This window comes from Streptomyces musisoli (assembly GCF_016741855.1).
GTDB classification, from domain to species: Bacteria; Actinomycetota; Actinomycetes; order Streptomycetales; family Streptomycetaceae; genus Streptomyces; species Streptomyces musisoli.
Window position 1 is genome coordinate 1 of the sequence record NZ_JAERRH010000017.1, and the last position, 21036, is coordinate 21036.

Sequence of the window (21036 nt, forward strand, 5' to 3'; positions counted from 1 at the left end):
CGTCGTCCCGTGCCAGGAGGCGGCCCGGGACAGCGGCCTCGAAGCGGACCACGTGGGCGAGTGGCGGGACATCTACGACGCCCTGCCCATCGTTCCCCGGGAAGCCGCCTTCGGGCAGAACTTCGTGGGCTGGAACAGCAGTTACGACGCGAGCCCGATCCCGGTCGAGCAGATGCGGGAGTGGCGGGACGCCACCGTGGCCCGCATCCTGGCCCTGCGGCCCCGCCGGGTGCTGGAGGTCGGCGTCGGCACCGGCCTGCTGCTCTCGCAGATCGCACCGCACTGCGAGGCCTACTGGGCGACCGACTTCTCCGCCACCGCGATCGACGCGCTGGCCGGCCAGGTGGCGCGGGAGGAGCGGCTGGCCGGGCGTGTGGTGCTCCAGACCCGCCCGGCGCACGACACCGACGGGCTGCCGGCCGGGCGGTTCGACACCATCGTGCTGAACTCGGTGGTGCAGTACTTCCCGTCCGCCGACTACCTCGCGGACGTGATCGACCGGCTGATGCGGCTGCTCGCCCCCGGCGGCGCCCTCTTCGTCGGCGACGTCCGCAACCTGCGGCTGCTGCGCCCGCTGGCGACGGCCGTCCAGCTCCACCGGGCCGACGACGGTGCCGACCTGTCCTCGGTGCGCCGGGCCGTGGAGCAGGCCCTCCTGGTGGAGAAGGAACTCCTGGTCGACCCGGACTTCTTCACCGTCCTGCGCGACCGCGGCACCGTCGGGGCCGTGACCGTGGAGGTAAAGCGCGGCCGGCACCACAACGAGCTGACCCGCTACCGCTACGACGTCACCCTGCACGAGCGGTCGGCCGTCCCGGCGGCACCGGCCGCGGCGCGGGAGCTGGCCTGGGGCCGTGAGGTCGCCGGCCTCGCGGAGGTGCGCGAGCTGCTCGCCCGGCCCGGCGCGGACCCGGTGCGCATCACCGGGGTGCCGAACCGGCGCGTCGCCCGCGAGGCGGCGCTGGCCCGGGCGGTGCAGAACGGGGACGGCACGCTCGCCGAACTGCTGGACCGGCTGCACGGCCCGGACGGCGGCGACCTGCCCGACCCGGAGGACTTCCGTGCGCTCGGCGACGAACTCGGCCGCCGGGTGGACGTCACCTGGTCGGCCGGCGCACCCGACGCCCTGGACGTCGTCATCGGCGGCGCGCCGGGAGCGGCCCCGGTCGAGGCCTACCGGCCGCTGCGGCCGGCCGGCACCGCGCTGTCCTCGCTCACCAACCGCCCGACCGGAAGCCGCGCCACGGGCGCCCTCGTCGGCACGCTCCGCGACCGGCTGCGCGACCGGCTGCCCGACTACCTCGTGCCATCGGCCGTGGTCGTCCTGGACGCACTGCCGCTGACCCCCAGCGGCAAGGTCGACCGCCGCGCACTGCCCGCCCCCGACCTGGGCACGGCCGCGATCGGGCGGGCGCCGCGGACCCCGCAGGAACAACTGCTCGCCGACCTCTTCGCCGACGTGCTCGGGCTGCCCGGGGTCGGCGTCGAGGACAGCTTCTTCGACCTCGGCGGGCATTCCCTGCTGGCGACCCGGCTGGCCTCCCGGGTCCGGGCGGCCTTCGGCGCGGAGCTAGAGGTCCGCACGCTCTTCGAGCACCCGACCGTGGCGGCCCTGGCGGCCCGTCTCGACGGCGCGGTCACGCAGCGGCCCCCACTGACCGCCCGTCCGCGGCCCGTGGGGGCACCCCCGGACGGTGACGGGGGGAGGATCCCGCTGTCCTTCGCCCAGCAGCGCCTGTGGTTCCTGCACCGGATGGACGGGCCGAGCGCCACCTACAACATGCCGCTCGCGCTGCGCCTGGACGGCGAGCTGGACCGGTCGGCGCTGCATGCCGCGCTCGCCGACGTGGTCGCCCGGCACGAGAGCCTGCGGACGGTCCTGCGCGAGGCGGACGGGGTGCCGTACCAGCTCGTGCTGGGCGCGGACGAGGCCCGCCCCGAACTGCCCGTCGTCGACGTCGATGACACGAGGCTGCCCGGCCGGCTGGCGGAGGGGGCCCGGCGCGGCTTCGACCTGGCCGCCGAGCCACCGGTCCGCGCGGAGCTCCTCGCGCTCGCCCCCGACCGGCACGTGCTGCTGCTCGTGGTGCACCACATCGCGGCCGACGGCTGGTCGATGGGCCCGCTCTCCCGCGACCTGGCGACGGCCTACGCGGCCCGCTGCCGGGGCGAGGAACCGCAGTGGTCCCCGCTGCCGGTGCAGTACGCCGACTACACCCACTGGCAACGCGATCTGCTCGGCGACGCCGCCGACCCGGACAGCCTGTTCGCCCGGCAACTCGCCTACTGGCGCGCGGAGCTGACCGGGGTGCCGCAGCGGCTGCACCTGCCCACGGACCGGCCCCGGCCGGCCGTGGCCTCCCAGCTCGGCGGCAAGGTCGTCGTCCGGCTGGACGCCGAACTGCACCGGGCGCTGCGGGACCTGGCCACCGCGCGCGGCGCCAGTATGTTCATGGTGCTCCAGGCCGGCCTCGCCGCGCTGCTCACCCGGCTCGGCGCCGGCACCGACATCCCGATCGGCAGCCCCATCGCCGGGCGCACCGACCAGGCCCTGGACGACCTCGTCGGGTTCATGGTCAACACCCTGGTGCTGCGCACCGACACGAGCGGCGACCCCTGCTTCGACGAACTGCTCGGCCGGGTACGGCAGAAGGCCCTGTCCGCGTACGCCCACCAGGACGTGCCGTTCGAGTACCTGGTCGAGGTGGTCAACCCCGCCCGGTCGCTGTCGCACCACCCGCTGTTCCAGATCATGCTGGCCTTGCAGAACGCGCCGTTGGGCGAGTTCACGCTGCCGGGTCTGTCGACCGCCTACCTGGAGGCCCCGACCGGCACCGCGCGGGTCGACCTGACGTTCAGCCTGGCCGAGCAGTACCGGCCGGACGGCGGCCCCGACGGCATGGTCGGCGCGGTGGAGTACGCCACCGATCTGTTCGACCCGGCCACCGTGGAGTCGCTGTTCGACCGCTGGGCACGGCTGCTGCGCGCGGTGGTCGCCGACCCCGGCCGGCCGATCGGCCGGATCGACATCCTGTCCGGCGAGGAGCGCCACCGGCTGCTGTCCGAGTTCAACGACACCGCCGTGGAGCTGCCCGAGGCCGGGCTGCCGGAGCTGTTCGCCCGGCAGGCGCGAGCCACCCCCGATGCGGTGGCCGTCGTGGCGGGCGGCACCGAGCTGACCTACCGGGAACTCGACCTGCGGGCCAACCGCCTCGCCCGGGCGATGATCCGCCAGGGCGTGGTGCCGGAGACGCCGGTGGCGGTACTGCTGGAGCGCTCGGCCGACCTGGTCGTGGCGGTCCTGGCGATCATCAAGGCGGGCGGCGCCTACGTGCCCCTCGACTCGCGGTTCCCGCAGTCCCGCATCGACCTGATCCTCCAGGAGGTCGGGGCCTCGCTGGTCCTGACCGAGGACGTGCTGACCGCACTGATCCAGGCGGAGACCGACTCCTCGGACCCTGAAGTGCCTTGTCACCCGCAGCAGTTGGCGTACGTTATGTACACCTCCGGCTCGACCGGGCGCCCGAAGGGCGTGGCCGTCACCCACCGCGACGTGGTGGCCCACGCCCTGACCCCCTGCTGGCGCGACGGCGGACACGAGCGGGTGCTGCTGCACTCCCCCACCGCGTTCGACCTCTCGACGTACGAGCACTGGGTGCCCCTGCTCGGCGGCGGCCGGATCGTGGTCGCACCGCCCGGACGGCTCGACCTCGACCAGCTCCACCGGACGGTCGAAGAGCACCAGGTGACCGGGCTGTGGCTGACGGCCGGCCTGTTCCGCCTGGTCGCCGAGGAGCGGCCGGACCTGCTCGCGGGAGTCCGCGAGGTGTGGACCGGCGGTGACGTGGTCTCCCCGGCCGCCGTCGCCCGGGTGCAGGCGGCCTGCCCCGGCCTGCTGGTGGTCAACGGCTACGGCCCCACCGAGGCCACGACCCTGGCCACCTGCCACCCGGTGCACACCCTCTCCGAGCACGCCGCGACCGTGCCGATCGGCCGGCCGATGGCGAACATGCGCGCCTACGTGCTCGACGCCGCGCTGCGGCCGGTGCCGCCCGGCGTGGTCGGCGAGCTGTACCTCGCGGGGGTGGGCGTGGCCCGGGGCTACGCCGGCCGGCCCGGCCTGACCGTACAGCGGTTCACCGCCGACCCCTACGGGCCGCCCGGGAGCCGGATGTACCGCACGGGCGACCTGGCGTGGTGGACGGCCTGGGGGTCCGAGCGGCCGGAGGCCCAGGAAGGCGTGCTGGAGTTCGCCGGACGGGCCGACGACCAGGTCAAGCTGCGCGGCTTCAGGATCGAGCCCGGCGAGATCGAGGCGGTGCTCGCGAGCTGCCCGGGCGTCGCCCAGGCCGCCGTCGTCGTCCGCGAGGACCATGCGGACGACAAGCGGCTCGTCGCCTACCTGGTGCCCGCTCCCGAGGGGGCGCCCGAGGCGGTCGAGCTGTCCGACCGGATGCGCCGCGAACTGCCCGAGTACATGGTGCCGTCGGCGTTCGTCGCCCTGGACGCACTGCCGTTGACCGCCAACGGCAAGCTGGACCGGGCCGCCCTGCCGGCCCCCGACTACGGCGCGCCGGGCACCGGGCGCGGCCCCCGGACACCGCAGGAAGAGCTGCTGTGCGACCTCTTCGCCCAGGTGCTCGGCCGGGAACAGGTCCACATCGACGACAGCTTCTTCGACCTGGGCGGGCACTCGCTGCTCGCCGCCCGCCTGGTCTCCCGCGTCCGCGAGACCCTCGGCGTCGAGGTGGGCCTGCGCACGCTGTTCGAAGCGCCCACCGTGGCCGGGCTCACCGAACGCCTGGTCATGAACGATCCCGACGACGCGTTGGACGTGGTGCTGCCGCTGCGCACGACCGGGAGCAGGACACCGCTGTTCTGCATCCACCCCGGCGGCGGCATCAGCTGGTCGTACAGCGGGCTCCTGAACCACATCGGTGCCGAGTACCCGGTCTACGCCATCCAGGCGCGCGGCCTCGGCCGCCCCGAGCCCCGGCCGGAGTCCTTCGAGGAGATGGCGGCCGACTACGCCCACCAGATCCGCAAGATCCAGCCCGAGGGCCCGTACCTGCTGCTCGGCTGGTCCGCCGGCGGGCTGATCGCCCACGCGATCGCCTGCGAGCTGCAGGCGCAAGGCGAGCGGACGGCGCTGCTGGCGATCCTCGACGCCTACCCGGTGAAGGACGTGGCGTTCGAGGAGGTGCCCGTGCCCACCGAGCGGGACGTGCTCGTCGGTGTGCTCGACTGCGACCCGGACGAGCTGGGCGACCGGCCGCTGACCTATGCCGAGGTCGCCGACTTCCTGCGCGAGCGGGGCAGCGCGCTGGCCGGCCTGACGGGGCAGCAGATCGAGATCGTCGTCCAGATCATGATCAACAACGCGAGGCTGGCGGTCGACTTCGTCCCGGGCACGTTCGACGGAGACCTGCTGCTGTTCAACTCCACGATCGACCGGGACCGGGACGACGCCGGGCCCGGGACCTGGCGCCCGTACATCACCGGCCGCATCGAGTCGCACGAGATCACCACCCGGCACGACCGGATGACCCAGGCCGGCTCCCTCGCCCAGATCGGACCGGTTCTGGCCGCCAGGCTGGCCGAGGCCACCGGTGACACCCCGACCCGCAACCAGGAGGACTGATTCCCATGACCAACCCGTTCGAGGACCAGGACGGCACCTTCCTCGTGCTCGTCAACCACGAGAACCAGCACTCGCTGTGGCCGCAGTTCGCGGACGTCCCCGCCGGCTGGACCGTCGCCCATGGCCCCGGCACCCACGCCGCATGCCTGGAGTACGTCGAGCAGGCCTGGACCGACATGCGGCCCAAGAGCCTCGCCGACGCCATGGACGCCCAGCGGTAGCGCGACCGACGTGACCTCCACCGACACTCTGGGCGGGGCCCGCGGCGACGCGGGCCCCGCCCGGCCCGGCGACCTCGCCGCGGCGCTGCACACGCCCGAGGCCCGCCGGGACCCGTACCCGCTCTACGCCCGCATGCGCCGCGAGAGCCCGGTCCACCGCAGCGCCCAGGGCATCTGGTACCTCACCCGGTACGCCGACGTCGAGGCGGCCCTGGGCGACCTGCGGCTGTCCAACGACCGGGACCGGATGACCCGCGCCTACAGCGCGCTCGGCGGCGACCTCAAGGCCTTCAGCCGGCTCACCGACCGGCTGGGCCGGGTGATGAGCAACACCGACCCGCCGGACCACGCCCGGCTGCGCAAGCTGGCCAACCGCGCCTTCACCGCCCGGCGCGTCGAAGCCCTGCGCGGCGGCATCCAGCGGATCGTCGACCGGCTCGTCGACGAGGCGGTCGCGGCGGGGCCGTCCATGGATCTGATCGAGGCGGTCGCCTCCCCGCTGCCGCTGTCCGTCGTCTGCGAGCTGTTCGGCATCCCGCCCGACGACCGCCCGCAGGTCAAGAGCTGGTTCCGCCGCTTCGGACGGCTCTCCGAGGACATCGGCAAGTCCGAGGCGGCGATCGAGCAGTACGAGGAGTACCTCGCCCGGCTCGTCCGCATGCGCCGGGCCGACCCGGGCGACGACCTGGTCAGCGCCCTGGTCGCGACGCAGGCACAGGACGACCGGCTCACCGACTCCGAACTGCTGGCCACCTGCTTCGTGCTGATCACCGCGGGGGACGAGACGACCACCCACCTGGTCGGCAACGGCACGCTCGCCCTGCTGCGCCACCCCGACCAGCTGGCCCGGCTGCGTGCGGACCCGGCGCTGATCCGCACGGCCGTCGACGAACTCACCCGCTACGACACACCCACCCAGGCGATCGTCCGGGTCGCGGCCGAGGACGTCGGGATCGGCGGGCGGACGCTGCGCGAGGGCGAGCTGGCGTACCTGTTCCTCGCCGCGACCAACCGTGACCCCGAGCGCTTCGAGGACCCCGACCGGCTCGATCTGACCCGCTCCGGCAACCGGCACCTGAGCTTCGGCAACGGCCCGCACTTCTGCCTCGGCGCCCCGCTGGCCAGGCTCCAGGCGGAGGTGGCCATCGGCACGCTGGTCCGGCGGCTCCCGCACCTGCGGCTGGCCGACGGCGCGGTCCTCGACTGGCGGCCCAACCCCTTGCAACGACGGCTGAGCACCCTCCCGCTCACCTACTGACACCCGAACGAGACGAAGGAGAACCGACCATGGCCCGAGAGTTCGAGGTCCGCCGGGAGCAGGACCTGGCCGCCACGCCCGAGCAGGTCTGGCAGGCGGTCGCCACCGGCGCCGGCAACCTCGGCTGGCTGTACCCCATGGAGGTCGAGCCGCGCGTCGGCGGAAAGGTCACCCGGGCCGACGGCACCGTCGTGGCGTGGGAGCCGCCGCACCACTTCGCCGTGCGCGTGGCGCTGGACGACGGGTTCTCCAACACGCTCACCTACCGGATCGAGCCGCTCGACGACGCAACGACCCACCTGCGGATGGGAATCCACTGGGTGCACACGGGAGTCGTCGACGACTACTGGGACACCAAGGCGGACGCGGCCGAGAAGCACGTCGACTTCTACCAGCACGGCCTCGCCGAGTACCTGCGGCACTTCGCCGGCCGCCCCGCCGTCTACGTCAAGGCCGGCCGTGACGAGCGCACCGACGACCCCGCCGACTTCGCCGCCCTGCGCCGGCGCCTCGGCCTCGCCGACGACGCGGCCGTCGGCGACCGGTTGTCGCTCGACCTGCCGGGTGCGGACGGCGGCTCCGAGGAGGTGGTCGTGGACTGGCTCAGCCCCGACTTCGTCGGCCTGCGCGGCCCGGACGCCCTGTACCGGTTCTTCAACGGCAGCTCATGGAACTGGCCGATCTGGCTGGGCCACCACGTGTTCGCCGCGGACACGGACGAACAGCAGGTCACCAAGGCGTGGAGCGCCTGGCTCAACGGCGCCTGACCCGTCGTACGACACAACCGGAGGATCCCTGGTGGAAACACTGCTCTACGCCGCCGAACTCGTGCAGGACGGCGGTACCTACAAGCTCGTCGTGCAGGACGTGGTACGGGACACGGTCCAGGTCACCCCTGTCCCCAAGTCCGCGGTGGACAGGCTCCCGACGTTCCTGTCGGTGCTGAGTTCCAAGCTCGGCTCCGCGTCGGCACGCGGCCGCTGGTAGACCTCTTCCGGCGTCCCGAGGCCGGTGCCGTCCGGTGCGGCGGCTCCCGGACGGCACCGGCCTCGCGCCACGCCCCGCGTCAGCCCATGACGGTCCGGGAGGCGGCGCCCTCGGGCATGGGCCGTCTCCGGGAGAACGCGGCCAGGCCGACGACGAGTCCGGTGTGTTCGCCGGTGTACCGCAGCGGGTCGTGGTCGTGGTCGTGGCCGGCCTCGACGCGGTCGACCAGGGTGGCCAGGAACCGGCCCGCCAGAGGGGCGTTCTTGAACTGGTTGCCGCTCGTGCCCATCGCGACGTAGAAGCCGGGCAGGTCGGTGCGGTCGTAGAGGGGGGCCCAGTCGTCGGCGGCGTCGTAGACGCCGGCGATGCCGGTCGGCCGGTTCGGCACGCGCAGGAGCGGGAACCGGCGTGCGGCCCTCGTCACTTGGGTGTCGAACCCGGTGGGCGTCGGATGCGGGTTGCACCGGTCGGGGTCGTCGAGCCATTCCATCGGGTCGCAGGCGGGCAGCGTGCTGCCGATGAGGAAGTGCCCGCCGTGGGGACGCACATAGGTCCCGAGATCGACATCGGCCACGACCGGGCCGGGCGTGGTCCCGGCGCCGCCCGGGCCCGGCGCGGTGGCACCGCCCCCAGGCACCGGTGCCGCCACCTGGTGGACCTCCTGGCGCAGCGGGCGCACCCCGACGGTGAACTCGGCCCCGACCCCGGCCATCCGGTTGAACGCGCCCGACCACGGCCCGGCGGCGTTGACCACCACTGGTGCCGTGACCACGGTGCCGTCGGCGAGCCGGACGCCCGCCACCCGGCCGTCGCTGCGCAGGACTTCGACGACCGTGCGGTGGAACAGGAACCGCGCCCCGTTGCGGGCGGCGGCGTCCGCGAGATTCTGTGCCGCGAGCCGGGGATCGTCGACGAAGCCCGCGTCCGGCGTGAACAGCGCACCGAGTTCGCCTTCGGGGCCGGAGAAGAACGCCTCGTCCCGCAGGGACCTGGGCGGACCGTAGCGTCCCGCGTCGATGCCCGGGATCCTGCCGCGCAGCGTTGCGGCGTCCCAGCGCTCGTAGGGCACGCCGGCCCGCTCGAACAGGGCGATGACCTCCGGGGTCCCGGAGCCCGGCGCGTCGAGGAGCACCGCTCCGGTCCGCACGAACGCCGCCAGGCCGGGGCCGCGCACGGTGCCCAGGTGCTCCGCCCACCGCGTCCAGCAGTGCCGGGACTCCCAGGCGGTGGCGACACCCTCCCAGGTCGAGTAGTTGAAGCGGATGATCGCGCTCGAGGCGCTGGTGGAGCCGTGGCCGGCGCCGCCGGACTTGTCGACGGCCACGACCCGGCGGCCGGTGCGCGCCAGTTCCAGTGCCACCGCGGCACCGATCACACCGACCCCCACGACGACCGCGTCCGCGCCGGACGGAAGCGTGTCCGGTTCCCCTGCCGTCATGACGGGAGGCTCCCGGGGGTGCGCGGAGCCCGGTCGCCGTTCGCGCCCCGGTGCACGCCACCGGCGTGGGGCGAGCCGTCGTCGGCGCGGTACGGGAAGTGGCACGCGGCGCGGTGCGGCTGCCCGGCCGCCTCCTGCTGGGGGTCCCGTACGGCGCAGACCTCCCGGCCGGGACGCCGGTTCGGCCCGACGGGACACCGTGGATGGAAGCGGCATCCGGCCGGTGGCGACGCGGGGTCGGGCACCTCTGCGGGCAGGAGGGGTTCCCCGGCCGGCCGTCGTCCGGCGTGCAGGCTCGGGACGGCGGACAGCAGCGTCCGGGTGTACGGGTGCCGGGGGCTGCGCAGCAGGTTCTCGGTGGATGCGGTCTCGACGACCCGGCCGAGGTACATCACGGCGACGACGTCCGACACATGGCGGACGGCGGCGAGGTCATGGCTGATGAACAGCATGGCGAAGCCCATACGGCGCTGGAGGTCCCGGAGCATGGTGAGGAGTGCCGCCCGGACCGAGACGTCGAGAGCCGAGGTGACCTCGTCGGCGATGAGGACCGCCGGGTCGACGGCGAGCGCGCGGGCGACGGCCACGCGTTGGCGCTGGCCGCCCGAGAGCCGCCCCGGCACACGGTCGGCGCAGCCGGCGTCCAGGCCGACCAGTTCCAGCAGTCCGCCGATGCGCTGTTCGCGGCTGCGGCGGTCCAGCCGGACGAAGGCCCCCGCCGATTCGGCGAGCGACTGGCGGACGGTCATCCGCGGGTCCAGTGCCGTGTCCGGGTCCTGGAACACGAGTTGGACCTGCTGTCCCAGCCGGCGCCGGTCGGCCGCCCTGCGCCGCCGGTACTCCCGCCCGCCGACCGTGATCCGCCCGGCACTCGGGCTGTCCAGTCCGACGACCGCACGGGCCAGGGTGGACTTCCCCGAACCGGACTCGCCGACCAGGCCGACCGTCCGGCCCCCGGGAACCTCCAGTGACACTCCGTCCACCGCCGTGACCGGACCGAACGGCCCGTGGTGGCGGACGGTGACGTCGTGCAGCGCCAGCCCTGCCCCTTCCCTCACTTCTCCGCCTCTTCCTTCTCCACCACGTCGGTCTCCGTCACGTCGGTCTCCGTCATGCCGGTCTCCGCCGCTTCGGTCGCCGCCGCTTCGGTCACACGCTGTCCGCGGAACGGGGCCGGGGGCAGCGGTCCCCAGCAGGCGACCTCGTGCTCCGGGCCGAGCGGGGACAGCACGGGGCTCTCCACGGCACACCGGTCCAGCCGGTGCGGACAGCGGTCGTGGAACGGGCATCCCGGGGCCGTGGCGCACGGATCGGGCGGTCCCCCCTCGATGGTGCGCAGGGGACGGTCACGGTCCGCGGCCAGGTCGGGGACCGAGGCGACGAGCATCCGGGTGTAGGGATGCCGTGCGCCGGCCGCCAGCTCACGGGCGGGGAGGTTCTCCACGATCGTTCCCCCGTACATGACCAGGACCCGGTCGCAGGCGTCGGCCACCAGGGCGATGTCGTGGCTGATGAAGAGGATCGCGGTGGCGTCGTCGCGCCGGATACGGCGGAGCAGGTCCATGATCTGCCGCTGCACGGTGACGTCCAGGGCCGTCGTCGGCTCGTCCGCGACGATGAGGGCGGGCCGCATCATCGAGGCGGCGGCGATCGCCACGCGCTGGCGCTGACCGCCGGACAGCTGGAAGGGACGGGAGCGCAGCAGCCGGCGCCCGCCGGGCAGCGCGACCCGCTGGAGCGCGGCCAGGGCCTGCTCGACGGCCTGGGCCCGAGGGGTGCCGTGGTGTGCGCGCACGGCCTCCGTCATCTGCGTCCCGATGCGCAGCGACGGGTTGAAGGCCGACGCCGGGTTCTGGAAGATCATCGCCATTCCCGTCGCCAACCGCCGGCGTCGCTCTCCGCGTGACGACGACCCGGCGTCCGCGCCGAGGAACCGGTGGGTGCCCCAGGTCGCGCGGGCGCCGTCCGGCAGCAGGTCGGCGATGGCCAGCGCCGTCAGCGACTTGCCGGAGCCGGACTCGCCGACCAGGCCGACCATCTCACCGCGGCGCAGGGCGAGGGTGACACCGCGGACGGGCCGGACCACCCGGTCCGTCGCGGGCAGGACGACCCGCAGGTCCTCCACCTCCAGCACGTGGTCCGCGGCCGCCGGGCGGCCGGCGCGTGCCGGGTGTGCCGTGGGTTCCTCCGGCTGCCGTGGGCGGGCGCGTCGCGCGGCGGCTCCGGCCAGCACCTCGCCGAGCAGCTGGAACGCGACGGCGGCGAAGGCGATGGCGATGCCGGGTGCCACGGCGGGCAGCGGTTCGGTGTAGATGCGGTCCAGGCCCTGGCTCAGCAGGAGCCCCCAGTCGTACGAGGGGGGCTGCGCCCCCAGTCCGAGGAAGCTCAGTCCCGACAGGGCCACGAGCGCCGAGCCCGCGGCGACCGTGGTGTTGAGCACCAGCGGTTCGGCGATGTGGGGCAGGACGTGGCGCAGGAGGAGCCGGTGGCGGCGCAGTCCCAGCACCCGCGCCGCCGCCATGAAGTCGGTGCCGGCCACTGTGGCGGCGAGGGTCTGCGTGATCCGCGCGAAGCCCGGTGCGCAGGCGACGGCGAGTGCGCACACCGCCCCGTCCGCGCCCGCGCCGAAGAGGGCCGCGAAGAACATCGCGACGAGGAGCGCGGGGAAGGCCAGCAGGAGGTTGATCAGGGCTCCCAGCAGGCGGCGGGCGCGCCCGCCCACGACGGCGGTGAGCGCGCCGAGCGTGATCCCGGCCGCCGCCCCGAGGAGCGTGGCCGCGACGGCCGGCAGCAGGGAGGGCCAGGTCGCCGCGAGCAGCCGGGCGAGCAGGTCGCGGCCGAGGCGGTCCGTGCCGAGCAGGTGCTCCGCGGTGGGCCCCCGCAGCACCGCCGAGGGGTCCGGACGGTCGGCGGCCGTCCTCCACAGCACCGCCCCCGCGACGGCCGGTACGGCGAGCGTCCCGAGCATCACCAGGGTGGTCGCGCCCAGGGGCGAGGCCCAGCCCGACCGGGACGCGCCGGAGCGGCCGGCGGCACGCGGTGCGGCGGGGCGGAGGGAGGACGGCACCATCGGATCACGCCTTCCGGATGACCGATCGGGGGTCGAGCAGCGCGAGGGCCAGATCGACCAGGAAGTTCACCACGAGGACGGCCGAGCCCAGCACCAGGACCGACGCCTCGACGACGGCGTGGTCCTGCGCGGCCACGGACTGGGCCATCGCCGAACCGATGCCCGGCCAGGCGAACACCTTCTCGACCAGTACGGTTCCCGCGATCAGGGCCGGCAGGAGGTTCCCGGCGAGCGTCAGCGACGCGGTCAGCGTGTTCGGAACCACGTGCCGCAGGTGGAGCGGGACGGCGGGCAGCCGTTTCGCGCGGGCGGCACGCACATGGTCCGACGCGAGGACCTTGAGCGTCTCCACCCGTACGATCCGCAGCAGGACCGCGGTCGGGGCGAACGCGAGCGCGAGCACGGGCAGCACGTAGGACCGGGGACCGAGGTCGCCGGCCACCGGGAAGAGACGCAGGGCGACCGCCAGTTGCGCGGTGAGACCCGCCGCGAGCACGAAGTCCGGCACGCCCGCCATGACGGAGGTGGTGGCGGTGAACGCCAGCTCCACCCGGGGCCGCCGCCCCCCGCGTGTCCACACCGCGGCGAGCAGCCCCCCGGGAAGGGCGACGGCGAGTACGCAGACGAACGCCAGGACGGCCAGCAGCAAGGTGGCCGGCAGGCGTGCCCTGATCAGGTCGGCCACCGGCTCGCCGGTGACCAGGGAGACCCCGAGGTCCCCATGGGTCAGATGGCGCAGGTACTGCCGGTACTGGTCCGGCAGACCACGGTCCAGACCGAGTTCGTGCCGCTTCGCCGCCACCAGGTCCGGCGGGGCGTCCACGCCCAGCGCGGCCCGGACGGGGTCACCGGGCACCAGCCGGATCATCGCGAACGAAGCGGTGACGACGACGAAGAGGGAGACCGTCAGCCGCACCGCTCGCCGGCCGCAGAACACCGCCCACGGGTGGCGCCGGGCCAGGGCACCGAGCCGTGCGGACACGGTCGTCATGGGAGACCTCCTCGACGGGTGGCGGGCCGCGTGCGGCGGCCGCCGCTATCTGTGCAGGCGGATGCTGGTCGGGACGATCCGGCCGCCGGGCGCGACGGCGAAGGTCGTCCGGTAGCCGTACACCGTGCCCGTGCCGTCGGCGACGGGCAGCGCGTCGGCCGAGCGGAACAGCGCCGCGGCGGCCCTGTTCCAGTCCGCGCAGCCGGCCGTGCCCGGCGCGCGCAGCGCGAGGGCGACGGAGCGGTCGTACGCGCGGTTGGCGACGTGCGCGAAGTTCAGTCCCCGGGACGGCGGCGGGCCGGAGAAGTACGGGACGAGCTGCGCGGGCAGCGGCGGACCCGGCGAGCTGCCGACCACGGCGTCGAAGTCGCCGCTCTGGTACATGGCCTGCATCACCGCGTTGCGGCTCTCGCTGACGAGGTCGACGTCCGCGCCCAGTGCCTGCCAGGTGGCGGCCATCAGTTCGGCGACCGCGGGAAGGGTGGAGCCGAAGTCGGCGCTGCTGAGCAGCCGCAGCCGCAGCGGCCTGCCGTGCTTCACCAGCCTGCCGCGGGCGTCCTTCGTCCAGCCCGTGGTGTCCAGGGCCGTCACGGCGCCGTGCGCGGGCAGGTTCCCGCCCGCCACGTCGGCGTGGCAGACGGAGTCCGCGGCGGTCAGGTGGCTCGCGGGCGTTCCGTCGCCGCCGGTCGCCACGTTGGCGAGGCCCTTGCGGTCCAGGGCGCCCACCAGTGCCCGGCGCAGCACGGGATCGCTCAGGGGACGGCCGGGCCGTTCGTTGAAGAAGGTCAGCCCCACCACGGTCGGCACCCGGGCGGTGGCCAGGCCGTGGCCGGTCAGCCGCGCGCGGTCCGGGCCCGTCACCGAGGCGATGTTCACGCCGCCCGTGAGCAGCAGGTTCGCCACCGTGGACTCCTGCGGCACCACGGACACCACGATCCGCTCGGGCTGGCCCGCGGCCGAGTTGGTCGTTCCGCGCGGCCCCCACGTGTACCCCTTGCGCCGTGTGAAGAGGTACGGACCGCCCGAGGTGTAGCCGCTCAGCACGTACGGCCCGGTGCCCCGCGTGCTCCGGTCCAGGACGGCGGGGTCCGCGAGCCCGGCGGGGCAGACGACGGGCACCAGACCGATCGTCCGCTCGATGAAGCTGTACGGTGACGCCATCCGCACCGACACCGTCCGTGTCGCGTCGTCGGCCGACACCGTGAACGGCACACCGGGCAGTGCCGCCCGGGCGCCGACGAGCCGGTTGCGGGGATCGCTCGCATACCGCAGTGACCGGGCCACCCCGGAAGCCGTGAGGGCCGTGCCGTCGGAGCAGGTCACGCCCTTGCGCAGGGTGAAACGCGCGGAAGTGGCTCCGGCCCGCCACTTCCCGGCCAGGCCCGACACCACCCGCCCGTCCGGTGCCACGGTGACCAGCGAGTCGTAGGCGTAGGGAGCGAGGGCCGAGCCGAACTGGGCGTACGGATGGAAACTCGGGGTCTCGGAGGCGGTGGCGATCGTGACGGTGCCGCCTACGACGACAGGGGTGCGGGTCGATGACACGTCGCCGCCGCCGCAACCGGCCAGCACGGCTGACGCGAGAGCGGCGGACGCCACCGCGGCCGACCGGGCCCTGGGGAACGACACGGTTCGGCGGTGCATGGCGCTCATCGTGCCACCGGGAGCGACGGCGCCGGAGCGGCTCCCCCGGGCCGGACACGAACGGGCCGGACGATTTCCCCCGTCCGAGTGAGGCCGTCCGACGCGCGGTCGGCCGCCGTTCCTGATGCCGCGTCACTTCTGCCCGCACACTGGCACCATGGCGAACCACTCAGCGGACTCCCCGGACGGCTCGGCGGCGCGGGAGGTCGACCGGCTCGCGGCCTCGTACTGGGACTTCCTGCTCGCGCGCGAGCCGTCGCTGCGGAGCCGCCGCGGGCTGCCGGTCGAGTCGCTGCCGGGGGTGTCCGCCGCGGAGGCCGACGAGCGCGCCGGGTTCGCGGCAGGGGTGCTGAACCGGCTGGGTGCGCTGCGGCCCGCGGCGCTGCCGGGTCCCGCCGCCGACACCGCGGGCTTCCTCCGGGCGCTGGCCGAACAGGAAGCGGAGGCGGGACGGTTCCACTGGCTCACCCCCACCGCCACTCCGTACCAGCTGTTCCGCCTCCAGCAGTACGGTGACGCGGTATTCCGCCCGTTCCGCTTCGAGGACCGGGGCGACGCGGACCGGTACGTGTCCCTCGTACGGGATCTGGCCCGCTGCGTCGCGACGATCGGTGACAAGGCGGCCGGGCAGGCGGCACGGGGCTTCCGTGTCCCGGCCCCGGCGCTGCCCGGGGTGCGCACCACCCTCACCGGGCTGCGGGCATCGGTGACGCGGTACGTCCGGGCGGACGACGAGCGGCTCACCCTGCTCGACGCGGCGAGCCGGGGCCGTCTGCGCGACGCGGTGGCGGGGCTCGTGGCCGCCGAGCTGGAGCCGGCGTTCGACCGCCTGCTCGCCCTCGTGAGCGACCCGGACTACCTCGGGCGGGCACCGCGGGCCGTCGGATGGGCCCGCTACCCGGAGGGCGAGGCGGCCTACCGGGCCTTCGTCAGGACGTACACGTCCGGTGACACACCACCCGAGCGCCTCCACGAACTCGGCCGGGAACACTGCCGCGAACTCGGCGAGCGGATGCGGGAGATGCGCGGCACGCTCGGCTTCACGGGGTCGGAAGCGGAGTTCCGTGAACGGCTCGCGACCGAGCCCCGCCTGTACGCCGCCACCCCCCAGGAGGTGGAGGCCCGCTACCGCGGACACCTCGACCGCCTCACACCGCTGCTGCCGCGCTGGTTCGCGGTCCTGCCCCGCGCCCCCTACGGCGTGGCCCGGCTCGATCCGGCGCTGGAGGCGTCGATGACGTTCGGCTACTACGAACCGCCGACCGCCGCGCAGCCGGTGGGACGCTACCGCTACAACGCCTCCGACCTGGCGCACCGGTCACTGCTCGGTGCGGCCGCGCTGATCTACCACGAGCTGGCGCCCGGACATCACTTCCACCTCGCCCGGCAGGCGGAGAACACCGCGCTGCCCGACCTGCGGCGCGAACTGGTGGCCTTCAGCGGGTTCGAGGAGGGCTGGGCGGAGTACGCGGCGGGACTCGCCTGGGAGATGGGGCTGTACGACGACCCGTGGGACGCGTACGGACGCCTGGCCCATGAACGGTTCACCGCGCAGCGCCTCGTCGTCGACACCGGGCTCAACCTCGGGACCATGACGCTGGAGCAGGCACGCACCTTCATGCGCGCCCACGCGGCGGCCGAGTCCGAGGGGCAGATCACCACCGAGCTGCTGCGCTACGCGACCGACATGCCGGGACAGGCGCTGACGTACCGGGCGGGTCATGCGGAGTTCACGGCATTGCGGGCGGCGTGCGAACGCGGCGCCGGAGCCGCGTTCGACGTGCGCGCCTTCCACGAGACCGTGCTGGCCGGCGGCGCACTCCCGTTCCCCGCCCTGCGCCGGCGGCTGGCGCGAGAACTGCCCGCCCGGCCGGCGGTGGTCCGGAGTCCAGGCCGTGGTACATGACGTGCAGGCCGACCGGACCGGGCGTCGGGTGCCGGGCCTGGGCGGCCCCGGCAGGGTTCCGCCCCGGCCCGTCGGCCGCCCGCACGGCTGTGGCGGCGGGCGGGACCCGGCACCGCGCATGGCGCCGGCGGGGCTTTCGGGGGACGATGCTGGAGCCGGGTGCCGGGACGCGCGGTGTCCGCGGCGGCGACCACGAAAGCTGGGACGGAAGAGGGAACCATGCGACCGGGCACACGTGTCGCCGACGCGGCACTTCGGCTGCTCGGCCGGGACTGGGCCGGGCTGGCCATCGCCCTGCTGCCGGCCGCCGCGGGCGCCTGGTGCGTCACCCTCGGAACCGGCTGGCGCGTTCTCGGCGGCGTGCTGTGCGCCGTCGCCCTCGCGCTCGGTCTCGGGTCCCTCCGCCACCTCGTGCACGTGGCCCGGGTGAAGGTGCGGTATCCGCCACCCGGACGCATGGTCGACGTGGGCGGCCACCGCATGCACGTCCTCGCCGAGGGAGACGCCGGCCGGGGGCCCACCGTGGTCTGGATGCCGGGCGGCCACGCCGGCGGGTACGCCATGTACCGGCTGCACGCGCTGGCGCGGGAACGGACCCGCTCGGTCCTGGTGGACCGTCCGGGCTCCGGCTGGAGCGATCCGGGCCCGTTCCCGCGCACGACGGCGGCCGAAGCCGTCGAACTGCTCACGGCGCTGGAACGGGCCGGAGAGAAGGGGCCCTACGTCTTCGTGGGTCACTCGTTCGGGGGACTGCTCATGGCCAATGCCGCCAGGCGCCGCCCCGATCTGGTGGCCGGTCTGGTGCTGCTCGATCCCACTCCGCCCGATGTCGTCGCCTTCGGCCCTTCGCTCGCGTCCCTGCGGCATGCCGCCAGGGACCAGGGCGCCCTCGCGCTGCGCCACCTCTTCGGCCTCCACCCCCTCGTGCCGCGGAACGGGGCCAAGGCCCAGGACCCGACGCAGGTTCTCGCCCTCGTCGAGACCAGGACCAAGGCGAACAGCGCCGCGGCGTCGATCCTGCGCGAGCTGTCGCCCGGCGGTATCACCCGGGACGGCTGGCAGACGGTCGTACACGACGGCGAACTCGGCTCGCTGCCCCTCCTCCTGGTGGCACCCCGCGATCTGACCGGCGGCGGCCACATCTTCGACGCTGTCGACGACCCGGAGGAGAGCGCCCGGGTACGGCACTTCTTCCTCACCGTGCGAGACCGCTTCCTCGCCGCCTCCAGCGCGGCCCGCAGGGTCTACACCCCGGAGGGGACCGGCCACGACTTCCCGGACCGCGCACCCGAGTTCGTCGTCCAGGTGGTGGGCTCACTGCTGGACGGACACGGGCCGCGCGCCCCGGACCCGTCCTGAGCCCCCTCGGCAGCCCCGGTCCGCTCCGGCGCGCTCCCGCCCGAACGAATGAAAGGCGTCGGCGTCCCCAGGCGTGTCCGCCGGGGGCCGACTACGGTGTTTCCCGGTGGGGGCGAATTCCTGCCGGCGCCGCCGGCCCGGCGGTAGCGGCAGACGCGGCGGCGGCAACCGTGCCGTGTACTCAAGAGAGGGTTCCCCATGACCCCTGTACTTCCTCCCTTTCTCGTCGGCCTCGTCGCGGCCCCTCTCGTCAAGAGAGTGGTGAAACCGCTGGTGCGGGGCATCATCAAGACGTCGGTCGGCCTGACCCTCGAGGTCAGGCGCGCAGCCGTCGAGGCGAGCGAGGAGATCCAGGGCCTCACCGCCGAGGTGGCCGCCGAGAAGATGACGGGTTCGGCTCGCACGCGTCGTGTGAAGGCCGACGGTGAGGTGACGGCGCAGGGCGCCGCCGCCGGCTGAGAACCGGCGGTCCGGCCTTCCGCCGGGGCGTTTCACGACGCCGTGACGGGCCGCTCGGTGAGGGCCGCGGCGCGGGCAGCGAGACGGCTCTTCGGGAACACCGGCACCCACAAGGGCGGCGAGACGGCTCTCCAGGCACGCCGGCACCCGCAAGGGCGGCGAGACGGCTCTCTGGGAACGCCGGCACCCGCGGGGCGGCGAGACGGCTCTCCGGGAACGTCGGCACCCGCAGGTGGTAAGGGCGCGTGGTCCAGCCGAGACCGAGGTTGTGGCCCGCGTCCGGCTGGTGCTCGACGTGCACCAGCGGTGCGGCCGTGAAACGGGCGGCCGGATCGGCGACGGCCGCCTCGTCGTGCCGCCACCACGGCTCGCTCCGCGAACGTCAGCCGCACCGGGCCCCACGCCCGGACCGCACCCGCACCCGCGGTGCATAGCCAAGCCGGCCGATCCGAGCACACCGTCGCCGTTCACGCGCACCCGCCCTCGGTCGTGCCTGCCTCGTCCTGGGTTCCGGCGCGGGCCGGTGCCGCGTGTGCCGCGCCCCGGCACCGGCCCCGGTGATCAGCAGTGCCAGGAGGTCACCGGGCAGGACAGGCACGTGCCGGTGCCCGTGGAGGGCTTGCCCTCCACGGCGGGGGGTGTCCTCGGACACGACATCCAGGTCGAAGTCCAGGTCGAACTCGCTCTCGGCGCTGATGCCGGTCATACCGGGCCCTTCCCGAAGTGGCGGCCCTCCACCGCGCCGGTCGCACACGGCTGCCGGAGGGCCCCGACAGGACCTGTTTCAGGGGATCCCGCGGCGACCGCACGGCTGCGCGAGGCAGGCGAGGCGGCAGGGGCGCCCCGATCCGCGCGGCTGTAAGCAGCCTGCTGGGCAGGTGACAGCTGGGGTTCCCGCCCCGGTTCGCGCGGGTGTGCGCGCCGTGTGCGGGGCAGGCGATGCTGGGGAGCGGACAGGTCCGCGAGGAGCCAGGAGGCTCGGCCGGTGATAGCCGTCAATCCGATGGACAGCGCCGCGGTGCTGGCCGCCTTCGGCGCGCTGGGCGTCCTGGTGGTGATCTTCGCCGAGTCGGGTCTGCTGGTCTTCGGCTTCTTCCTGCCGGGCGACACGCTGCTGTTCCCGGCCGGCGTGCTGTGCGCGGGCACCGCCCAGCAGCCGCCCAGGCTGGCCCTGTGGCAGGTACTGCTGTGCGCGGCCGTCGGGGCGGTGGCGGGCGGTCAGGTGGGGTATCTGATCGGACGGCACGGCGGACGGGCGCTGCTGGCGCGCACGTCCAGCCGCCGGGTGCGGGACGCGGCGTCACGGGCGGAACGGCTGCTGGCCCGCTACGGCCACGGCAAGGCGCTGGTGATCGGGCGGTTCGTACCGTTGCTGCGGTCGGTCCTGCACCCGGTGGCGGGGGCCCTGGGCGTGCCCGGACGGCCCTTCACGCTCTGGCAGACCGTCGGCGGGGTGCTGTGGTCGCAGACGCTGGTCCTCGCCGGATACACCCTGGGGGCCTCCGTCCCGCACATCGACGACTATCTGCTGCCGCTGGTGGCCCTGGTCGTCGTCGTGTCGCTGCTCCCGCTGATCCCGGAGGCCCGCCGCGCCCACCGGGAGCGAAGGGACCGGCGAGAACGGCCGCAACGACAGGAACGGCGGGAACGGCCGCAAGCGCAGGAACGGCCGCGACAGCGGGAACGACGGGAACAGCCGAAAGCGCAGGAACGGCCGCAAGCGCAGGAACGGCCGCGACAGCGGGAACGACGGGAACAGCCGGAAGCGCAGGAACGGGCGGAACGGCGGGAAGGGCCGGATCAGGAACGGCGGGAAGGGCCGGATCGGGAACGGCGGGAGCGGCCGGATCGGCGGGACTCGTCGGACTGACCCCCGGCGCAGGGTGACGCACTCCAGCTGGCCGGCGCCCTGCCGGCCGGACTGGTGGTGGCCTCGTGGGTGTACGCCCTGCTGACGCGCCGCACCCGCGCCACCGGCTGAGCGTGCCCACGACCGCGCGGAGGTGCTCCGGGTCGTCCGGACGCGAACTCCCGGCACGCCACCCCAGTACCCCGGGCTCCG

13 protein-coding genes and 1 pseudogene are annotated in these 21036 nt (G+C 74.4%); 9 read left to right on the plus strand and 5 right to left on the minus strand.

The genetic code is table 11. The annotated features are described in order from the left end of the window. The 5 genes from JK361_RS42455 to JK361_RS31375 form a co-directional block, all read left to right on the plus strand. Nucleotides 1-5641, plus strand: a 5641-nt coding sequence (locus JK361_RS42455) for a non-ribosomal peptide synthetase (protein WP_201824723.1), incomplete at its 5' end; no start/stop codon positions are given. A 5-nt stretch (nt 5642-5646) separates the two neighbouring features. Next, nucleotides 5647-5862, plus strand: coding sequence for an MbtH family protein (locus JK361_RS31360; protein WP_201824725.1), 216 nt, complete (start codon nt 5647-5649; stop codon nt 5860-5862). Nucleotides 5863-5872: 10 nt separating this feature from the next. Continuing rightward, a complete protein-coding gene (locus JK361_RS31365) occupies nt 5873-7120 on the plus strand; it encodes a cytochrome P450 (RefSeq protein ID WP_201824727.1) in 1248 nt (415 codons plus the stop codon). 29 nt (nt 7121-7149) lie between these two features. Beyond that, a complete protein-coding gene (locus JK361_RS31370) occupies nt 7150-7887 on the plus strand; it encodes an SRPBCC family protein (RefSeq protein ID WP_201824741.1) in 738 nt (245 codons plus the stop codon). Between the two features lie 31 nt (nt 7888-7918). Next, nucleotides 7919-8107 (plus strand): hypothetical protein, encoded by a 189-nt coding sequence (locus JK361_RS31375; RefSeq protein ID WP_251092386.1) that lies wholly within the window; start codon nt 7919-7921, stop codon nt 8105-8107. A gap of 79 nt (nt 8108-8186) precedes the next feature. Here JK361_RS31375 and JK361_RS31380 read toward each other — a convergent pair whose 3' ends face one another. The 5 genes from JK361_RS31380 to JK361_RS31400 are packed head-to-tail and all read right to left on the minus strand — an operon-like array spanning nt 8187 to nt 15250. Further along, complete coding sequence (locus tag JK361_RS31380) at nt 8187-9545, minus strand: NAD(P)/FAD-dependent oxidoreductase (protein ID WP_201824743.1); 1359 nt, start codon at nt 9543-9545, stop codon at nt 8187-8189. Further along, nucleotides 9542-10603, minus strand: coding sequence for an oligopeptide/dipeptide ABC transporter ATP-binding protein (locus JK361_RS31385; RefSeq protein WP_307787366.1), 1062 nt, complete (start codon nt 10601-10603; stop codon nt 9542-9544). The genes JK361_RS31380 and JK361_RS31385 overlap by 4 nt, the downstream gene beginning before the upstream one ends. Beyond that, on the minus strand, nt 10600-12615 hold the full coding sequence (locus JK361_RS31390) for a dipeptide/oligopeptide/nickel ABC transporter permease/ATP-binding protein (RefSeq protein WP_236053867.1): 2016 nt from the start codon (nt 12613-12615) through the stop codon (nt 10600-10602). Before JK361_RS31390 ends, JK361_RS31385 begins: the two co-directional genes overlap by 4 nt. Before the next feature lie 4 nt (nt 12616-12619). Continuing rightward, nucleotides 12620-13606 carry an ABC transporter permease gene (locus JK361_RS31395; RefSeq protein WP_201824745.1) on the minus strand — a complete coding sequence of 329 codons (987 nt, stop codon included), beginning with the start codon at nt 13604-13606 and terminating at the stop codon, nt 12620-12622. A gap of 45 nt (nt 13607-13651) precedes the next feature. Next, on the minus strand, nt 13652-15250 hold the full coding sequence (locus JK361_RS31400; protein WP_201824746.1) for an ABC transporter substrate-binding protein: 1599 nt from the start codon (nt 15248-15250) through the stop codon (nt 13652-13654). 157 nt (nt 15251-15407) lie between these two features. On the opposite strand from JK361_RS31400, the gene JK361_RS31405 reads away from it, so the two are divergent. From JK361_RS31405 to JK361_RS31420, 4 genes and pseudogenes are all read left to right on the plus strand, one after another. Then, entirely contained in the window at nt 15408-17156 is a 1749-nt protein-coding gene (locus JK361_RS31405; RefSeq protein WP_201824748.1) for a DUF885 domain-containing protein, read from the plus strand. A 219-nt stretch (nt 17157-17375) separates the two neighbouring features. Continuing rightward, on the plus strand, nt 17376-18515 hold the full coding sequence (locus JK361_RS31410) for an alpha/beta fold hydrolase (protein WP_201824750.1): 1140 nt from the start codon (nt 17376-17378) through the stop codon (nt 18513-18515). 198 nt (nt 18516-18713) lie between these two features. Beyond that, nucleotides 18714-18974: a DUF5132 domain-containing protein gene (locus JK361_RS31415; RefSeq protein WP_201824752.1), complete on the plus strand. Its 261-nt coding sequence runs from the start codon at nt 18714-18716 to the stop codon at nt 18972-18974. Nucleotides 18975-19959: 985 nt separating this feature from the next. Further along, nucleotides 19960-20598 (plus strand): annotated as a pseudogene (locus JK361_RS31420) (DedA family protein); the annotation flags it as partial. Nucleotides 20599-21036 lie beyond the last annotated feature (438 nt).

Bases quoted from the DNA above. Each gene is read 5' to 3' on its own strand.
- JK361_RS31360 (WP_201824725.1), top strand. From the start codon at position 5,647: ATGACCAACCCGTTCGAGGACCAGGACGGCACCTTCCTCGTGCTCGTC.
- JK361_RS31370 (WP_201824741.1), top strand. From the start codon at position 7,150: ATGGCCCGAGAGTTCGAGGTCCGCCGGGAGCAGGACCTGGCCGCCACG.
- JK361_RS31380 (WP_201824743.1), bottom strand. From the start codon at position 9,545: ATGACGGCAGGGGAACCGGACACGCTTCCGTCCGGCGCGGACGCGGTC.
- JK361_RS31390 (WP_236053867.1), bottom strand. From the start codon at position 12,615: ATGGTGCCGTCCTCCCTCCGCCCCGCCGCACCGCGTGCCGCCGGCCGC.
- JK361_RS31395 (WP_201824745.1), bottom strand. From the start codon at position 13,606: ATGACGACCGTGTCCGCACGGCTCGGTGCCCTGGCCCGGCGCCACCCG.
- JK361_RS31400 (WP_201824746.1), bottom strand. From the start codon at position 15,250: ATGCACCGCCGAACCGTGTCGTTCCCCAGGGCCCGGTCGGCCGCGGTG.
- JK361_RS31405 (WP_201824748.1), top strand. From the start codon at position 15,408: ATGGCGAACCACTCAGCGGACTCCCCGGACGGCTCGGCGGCGCGGGAG.
- JK361_RS31410 (WP_201824750.1), top strand. From the start codon at position 17,376: ATGCGACCGGGCACACGTGTCGCCGACGCGGCACTTCGGCTGCTCGGC.
- JK361_RS31415 (WP_201824752.1), top strand. From the start codon at position 18,714: ATGACCCCTGTACTTCCTCCCTTTCTCGTCGGCCTCGTCGCGGCCCCT.